The sequence below is a fragment of the bacterium genome, from assembly GCA_016708315.1.
GTDB lineage: Bacteria > Zixibacteria > MSB-5A5 > CAIYYT01 > CAIYYT01 > JADJGC01.
The window spans coordinates 76,349-83,534 of the sequence record JADJGC010000014.1 but is presented as its reverse complement, the minus strand read 5'-3'; the positions used below and the strand labels follow the sequence as shown (position 1 = coordinate 83,534).

The window sequence follows — 7,186 nt, the reverse complement described above, 5'->3', positions numbered from 1 at the left end:
TGCGTCGCCAGACTTACCAGTTGGCCGAATTTCGTGTGGGTGCGCGATTCCAAAAGTTCGAAGGAAGGAGGCTTGCGATGGAAGAGTGGCGGTGAGATAGACCCTTGCGGACGTTCGAATGAAAGTACTTGAATTTCCAAATTGGTAGCATTACTGGACCAATTTCGAATCCTCTATAGTCTACAAGGACGCAGCATCGGTCAAGGTGATCCTTCAAATGTTCCCATACAAAGGTCGATTCGTCTGATTTATCAACATTAGCGTCCAATAGAGTCTTGCGAATCACAGCGCAATTCTCCGCGACCACATATGCCGGAACAAATAATATATTAGACGGCCGTTTGTCGACTATGTCGTCAAGTTGTTGTAACTGGGAACTATTGGCGAAATGACCTCGCAAAATGTGGACCATCTTGTCGAAGGCAGGATGAACTTGGAATATTCAAAGCAAAATTGCTGCGAATGACGTTCTTTGCAACATGAGCATCGTCAAAGACACCTGCATCCAAGTCTTCGTTTCGAAAATTGTCTTACCGTTGAATGCGGCGGCGTAATTAGTTATGCAGAAGTTCGAGCCGGAATGATAAGCTGTCTGGTTTTGCCACTGCCCGCTATAGTAACTTGAGTGCGCTAGACCAATTTCTAGTGCGCGCCTGTAGTTTGCTCAATCAGTTGATTGTTTGGGCATAGATACAGAACTCTACCTTTCTGCTCATTCACGAGGGACTGGGCTATAAGCAATCCAACCAGTGTCTTGCCGCCGCCAGTGTTCATTTGGATTAAGACATCTTGGGTTGTCCTATTTGCATCCCATAGCTTGAGAGCTTCGGCTTGTGGTTCCCAAATGTTTTTGATTGAACCTCTCAGCGTAAGTCTCTCAAAGATTTTTAGCGGGTCGGTTGGTCGAGGAGTCGAGAAAACTGAAACTCTAAGTTTTTCATTTGTTGCCCAGTGCCTTCAATTCGTGATTGATCGTCCTCAATATCCACCCAACCGGCATCCTGAGTGAGAGTTATCTGCGCGGCAAAACTCCATGACCTTGCTGATTCAGAATGGGTGGAGGAGGAATCGAACCTCCCAAGCGACTCCCCATGCAAACAGGCAAAAGTCTGCCTTCTTGTCCTAAGCACACATCGAGTCTTGGAAACTGGTCACCTGACCAGAACCCTCCCAGCAGCGCTTTCCCCACTACCAATGTAACGATCAAAAGAAACATTCTCATAATCGACTCCATCTCCAACATGATGTTGAGGTGAAATACTATTACCAAAGGTGTGATTAGAAACACGTTGGCAAGTTGACCTAAATACGGGCCATTCCTGTCCGGATAACTGCCCTAGCAAAACCGGAGACAGTCACCAAACAATCATAGAAGCTTATTAGCGGGCAGCATGCTGCGCCCCCTACGAATTCTATTCGCGCATTGCGCGATGTCAGGAGCAAGGGCCCTGACCTACAAGGCTACTTCTTCGTCGCGGTCTTTTTGGCGACTTTTTTGCTGCCAGGCGTTTGGCGGCGGCTTTAACGGCTTTTGCTGGAAGCCTTGGCTATAGGTCGCGATGAACTGCTCGGTGGCGGTGCGGCATCGTCATCGAAGTACTGCACCGGCGGCGACTTCATGAAGTATGAAGACGGCGCTTCCATTGCGGATTTGAGCTTGGCATCGAGCGACAGCTTGCAGCAGCGGACGGCATCGATCACCACACCGGCGGAATTCGGCGAATCCCAAACTTCCATCTTCAATTCCAGATTCAACGGCACATCGCCGAAAGTGCGGCCTTCCATGCGGATATAGGCCCACTTGCGGTCGGTCAGCCAGGCGACGTAGTCGGACGGGCCGATATGGACATTGTCGGCGCCCAGATCGGAGTCGAGCTGCGAGGTGACGGTGTTGGTTTTGGAGATCTTCTTGGATTCGAGGCGGCTGCGCTCGAGCATGTTGAGGAAATCGGTATTGCCACCGACATTGAGCTGGCTGGTGCGTTCAAGTTTGACGCCGCGTTCGCGGAAGAGGCGGGTCAGGACGCGGTGGGTGATTGTCGCGCCGACCTGTGATTTGATATCGTCGCCGATGACGGGAAGACCCTTCTTCTCGAAACGGGCGCGCCAGTATTTTTCGCGGGCGATGAAGACCGGGATGCAATTGACGAATCCGCAGCCGGCTTCCAGCACCTGCTCGACATACCACTTGGTGGCTTCTTCGGAACCGACGGGGAGATAATTCACCACGACATCGGTGCCGGTTTCTTTGAGCACCTTGGCGACATCAACGGCATCACCCGGGGCTTTTTTGATGATCTTGGAAAGATAATATCCGAGCCCGTCGTGGGTCATGCCGCGGACGACCTTGACACCAGTCTTGGGAACGGAGGAAAACTTGAAGGTGTTGTTCGGTTTGGTGAAGATGGCATCGGAGAGATCCTTGCCGACCTTGTTGGCGTCGATATCAATCGCGCAGGAAAATTCGATATCGCGGATATGATAGCCGCCGAGATTGACATGCATCAGACCGGGGACGAAATCGTTGTCCTTGGCGTTTTTGTAGTATTCCACTCCCTGGACGAAGGACGAGGCGCAATTGCCGACGCCGATAATCCCAACCCGTACTTTACTGCTCATGTAAGTCTACTCCTTTATGGTTATTCCAATTCGAAATCGCGAACATAGACTGGTAGTTTAACAGAGTGGAAGTTTAAGGTCAAGGGGTTCTTGAGGGGAGTGAAGCCGTTGAGTCACTCGCTCTTGCTACGGTGCAAGCAGGAGTTGCGCTCTTGATTCGGAAGTTGCGTCACGGAAATTCTGTCGTTTGGACACAACTGACGAAGTGACGAACGAGTGACGAAGGCCTTTCGTCACCTATTAGTATTATCTCACAACGACTTGCAAGAGAGGTGACGAAAGGGTGTCGAAACGGTTTCGTCAGTTTTTGATTTAGAGCCCCGATTTTCATTAGTGCCACTTCCCTACCACAACACCATCGCTATCCGGCAACGACTTAGCAAACTTGCACAATCCGAGTTTGAGTTGGCACTGAAGTTGCATGTGCAATTACTGAATCAATCTGACTTGTTCGAACTTGCAAACTCTGATGGACAGAATGCTAGTCTCTGAGTCGGAGCGAAGACTGTTGCAATTAGCCGAAGTGCGCGTGGTCGAGGCGGGAGTTCTCCCGATCCGCAAAGACCTCGGCCACGGGCGGCTTTGGAAAGGTGGCTGAACTGTGCCGTCGCCTGACGCCGTGAGAAGGCGGGGTGCAGCGGTTTGACGATCGTCCCTGTTCGCGACAGGGATGACCGCGAGCCGCTCGTAATGACGGCAGGCAATGCAGAACGTTTGGGCATGACACGGCATGTGGGAGGGACTATGACGAAGAACGATTTCGACATTCAAGACAAAGGAGACAATATGTCACGGCAATTGACAAAACTGACTTCGATTTACCCCGACCTGTCCGAAGGATGAGACGGTTGAGACATATAAGGGCTTCCTCTATTATGTGGAGTTAAACCCGCAGCTCTATGATGTCGATGTCGTCGACATGGAGACGGATTCCATTGTGGACAGCATCGACGTGCCAGATGAGCCGACGGGGTTTCTTGATGTTTCATCAGACGGCCAGTACTTGGCGGTGACATCGTCACCGCTTGAGGATATCGGCGTTCACTGCTACTTGTATGACGCCCAAACGCGGGAGTTCATTCGTGAACTTCCGGATCGGATGGTTCCGTTTTTTGACCTGACGAACAATCTGGTCGTTGGCAATGTGCCGGTGGAGAACGGCGAATATCGTGGCTTGCGAGTTCTGTCTTATCCTTCGTTTTCACTGGTCTACGAAGATCTGGCACTGGCCGACTTCAGCGTTTATGAAATGGACACGCCGCGTCACAAAGCCTACGGTTCGACTGGCAGTCGCATATATTCTTACGACTATATCGACCGAGTTCTCACACCGCACCCGATCATTGACGCGATATACGGGCACGAGGTCACGGTAAAGCATTTCTGCCTGAATCCAGCCGGCACCAGAATCTATTTCAAGGCGGGTGTCGGAGGAACACCGGAGTACGCAATTATCGGCGCCTTCGATCTGACTTCCAATCAGTTGGACTGGTACAAGATCCTTCGCGGGCCATGGTCCGGGGTTGGTGTTTCGCCGGATGACCGTGAAGTCTATGCCAGTGAATATGGACCGCGCAGTCAGGATAATTTCGGCATGCTTTTCGTCCTTGATGCCCAGACCGGTGCTCAGCTTCATGCCTACTCGACTTATGGATACGACGAAAACCGTTTCGGCAACTTGCTGCAGATCAACCCATCTTTTCCCCTTCTGGGGACAAGATATATATCAGTGGTGGATGGCTTGGCACTGGCGGCGGTATGCTGGCGCTCTTTGATTACAAAGAGCGTGAGTTGATCAAATTCATTACCCCCGATTTTCACCGGGCCATCGGCCGCATGGCGATTGGTCCGAAACTTTGATTTCTTAGGAGTACAGACAATGAAATACGTTTACTTAGTCTTAACCTTGCTGGCACTATCACTAACGAGTGTGTCAGCACAATCGGATTTCTTCTACTACAATCTTGATGGCAGTCCCATCAACCTGAATGTGTTCGATTCGCTGGTTGCCGTTCGATTTGATCCGAGCCACCGCGAAGATGCTCGAGCCTTCGCTCTTGAGCAATCGCTGCTTGTTGATAACAGCGATTTCGAGTTTGTCGGCAACCGGACCCATATCTTCCGTATCGAGCCGGGCTATTCACTGGCTCAGGCAATGTCTGAGCTTCGTTCACAAGAAAACGTAACGATGGTCAATCCAGTGGCCCACAATCGCTACGGTGATCGCTGGAAAATGAATAATCAGCTAATGGTGACCTACTTGCAGTCAACAGACCAGGCTCAGATCGATTCGTTGGAATTGGTGTTTGGCCTGGATCGCGTGGAAGTTCTCGACGACAAATTGAAGGCCTTTGTGCTTGACTACAATATGAAAACGCAATCGGATATCACCAAAATAGCGAGGGACTACTTCAACACCGGACTGTGTTTGGCGTTTGAACCGGCGATGACCTTTGTTGCGTATCCCGCGTCGCTTGACCCATACTATGAGTATCAATATCAACTTCACAATTTCGGTCAGGAAGGCGGCAGTGCAGATGCCGATATTGACTGGAACGAATCGAATTTGCATCAGAGAGCTTTAGTCTCCTATCCGACTGTTGCATTGATGGATGCCAGGATTCCAGCAAGACCATCAAGAACTTGCCGGAAATTGGAGCGTTTGGTCATATGATGCGTTGAGGTGAAACTGTTGGGCTTAATATCTCCGACAATGACCCATCGATCGAGTGCACAGGAACGGACATACTTTGCTGGCACGGCACAGCCGCCTTGGGGATTCTCAAGGCAACGACCGACAATGGCTTCGGGATATCGGGAGTTGAGGATCGACCGTTTGTGATGCCAATCAAGATCATCGATGCCGACAAGAACACGAGCGGGGCGGCGATCTTCCGCGGCATTTTTGTGGGCACGTAACAACGGCAATGCACGGGTGATTTGTTTGACTTGAATTTTCCCGATTATGTCTCGCCAAGCGCGACAACCTTATTAAGAACTGCTACGATGTCGGCATTGGGGTCGTTGTTTCGGCCGGAAACGACACAATAATCGATTACCCGGCGAATTCACCCTACGTGTTGGCGGTTGGGATGACGGATCGCAATGATAATTATGTCACAGGTTCTGGAGCTGGGCCGGAACTGGATGTCGTTGCTCCCGGCAAAGACGTCTGGACATTGGATTTGACGGGAGGCGACGGACTAAATCCTGCCGATATCGACCATAGTTGCGATAACAATCTCGATCTCGCGTGCAAAGTTACAGGTACTTCTTTTGCCGCGCCATTGGTTGCCGGTATTATCGCCAAAATGTACATTGCGAATCCGTGGTTTAATGGCCAAGCAGCTGTGCAGGGAAACGCTGAGCTTGTTTACGAGATTATTCGCCACTCGGCAGACCGCGAACCTTATGGCGGTGGTGACGGAAGAGTCAATGACTTGGTTGGCTGGGGGCGGGTCAATGCCGACAAGGCTGTCACTGAAGTCAAGCGCGGTGATGCCAACAATGACGGATCGGTCACCGTTAGCGACATTGTTTTTATAATTGCTCACATCTTTGCAGGCGGGCCAGCGCCAGAGACCAACCCGGGAGTAGCCGACACCAATTGTAGTGGCATATGAGCATTACCGATGCCATCTACTTAATTGCACATATCTTCGGAAACGGCCCGGCTCCGGGTCCTTGTCTCTAACAGCGGCGACAACAATCACACTCCTGAACTGGGTTTGGTCGACAAAGCCCGCAACCTTTAGCCGAGGTTGCGGGCGGTTTTGTATCGGAGAGTTCGTATTGAATTGGGATCATTCACTTCAAACGTAGACTATTGCTGTCCATTTGTGACAGGTTCTGACAGTAAAGGCGGCGGGAAGGCGGCGGGAGGGCGTCAAAGTGGATAAATAGCCGGATGAGGCGTGCTTTTTTTCTTGACAAAATCTCACTTAATTGCGTCTTTGAATTAACACTTATAGTATTGTTCGGAAAAACTTAGGTCCATCACATTCGACAGAAACGGCTGTTGTTCAGTTGTTGAGCAACGTCGGGGGAGAGACATGGCACAGCACATTGAAGCGAGACTTCGCAGTCAAGTTGTGGCTATGGTTATGCCGATAATGATATTGGATCCGCAAATTCGTAATTTCAAAATTTTAAACGAGGTAGATGATTAGTATGAAGCTGACCGCCAGACATTTGATCCTGCTGGTCCTTGCAGGGATTCTGGTACTTTCCGTGCCTTTGATGGCCGGTGAACGAACTGGAGCCCAGCCGCAAGTGGTGCAGCTTCAATCATTGACTGACGAAGCCGCTCCGACGTTTATGGAGTCGGTGATGATGGCTGTAAAAGCGCAGCTTCGGTTGTGGCTTAGCATCGATTCGACGCCGGTAGTCAAACCGGAGATCAAGACGACGACGACGGATCAACCGGAGAAGGGTTCACGGATCCTAACAAGCGGAAGCCGTGGCTGGAGTTGTATCTGGATAACGGCGGTGACGTATCGAAGTGAAGTAAATCCGTCGGTCCGAACCGCGTGGGTTCTAACATATTGAACTTGAATAACGAGATAAC

The 7,186-nt window shown here is 50.7% G+C and carries 7 protein-coding genes; 5 read left to right on the top strand and 2 right to left on the bottom strand.

Features of this window, described 5'->3' with window-relative positions:
• Nucleotides 1-642: 642 nt before the first annotated feature.
• On the bottom strand, nucleotides 643-885 hold the full coding sequence (locus IPH59_11275; protein MBK7092279.1) for a DEAD/DEAH box helicase family protein: 243 nt from the start codon (nucleotides 883-885) through the stop codon (nucleotides 643-645).
• A gap of 636 nt (nucleotides 886-1,521) precedes the next feature.
• Nucleotides 1,522-2,619 (bottom strand): inositol-3-phosphate synthase, encoded by a 1,098-nt coding sequence (locus IPH59_11270; protein ID MBK7092278.1) that lies wholly within the window; start codon nucleotides 2,617-2,619, stop codon nucleotides 1,522-1,524.
• Between the two features lie 877 nt (nucleotides 2,620-3,496).
• On the opposite strand from IPH59_11270, the gene IPH59_11265 reads away from it, so the two are divergent.
• From IPH59_11265 to IPH59_11245, 5 genes are all read left to right on the top strand, one after another.
• Nucleotides 3,497-4,414 (top strand): hypothetical protein, encoded by a 918-nt coding sequence (locus IPH59_11265; protein ID MBK7092277.1) that lies wholly within the window; start codon nucleotides 3,497-3,499, stop codon nucleotides 4,412-4,414.
• Nucleotides 4,415-4,498: 84 nt separating this feature from the next.
• Nucleotides 4,499-5,293 carry a hypothetical protein gene (locus tag IPH59_11260; protein ID MBK7092276.1) on the top strand — a complete coding sequence of 265 codons (795 nt, stop codon included), beginning with the start codon at nucleotides 4,499-4,501 and terminating at the stop codon, nucleotides 5,291-5,293.
• Between the two features lie 98 nt (nucleotides 5,294-5,391).
• Entirely contained in the window at nucleotides 5,392-5,538 is a 147-nt protein-coding gene (locus IPH59_11255; protein ID MBK7092275.1) for a hypothetical protein, read from the top strand.
• Between the two features lie 71 nt (nucleotides 5,539-5,609).
• Nucleotides 5,610-6,242 (top strand): S8 family serine peptidase, encoded by a 633-nt coding sequence (locus tag IPH59_11250; protein ID MBK7092274.1) that lies wholly within the window; start codon nucleotides 5,610-5,612, stop codon nucleotides 6,240-6,242.
• A 547-nt stretch (nucleotides 6,243-6,789) separates the two neighbouring features.
• Nucleotides 6,790-7,167 carry a hypothetical protein gene (locus IPH59_11245; GenBank protein ID MBK7092273.1) on the top strand — a complete coding sequence of 126 codons (378 nt, stop codon included), beginning with the start codon at nucleotides 6,790-6,792 and terminating at the stop codon, nucleotides 7,165-7,167.
• The last annotated feature ends 19 nt before the right edge of the window (nucleotides 7,168-7,186 follow it).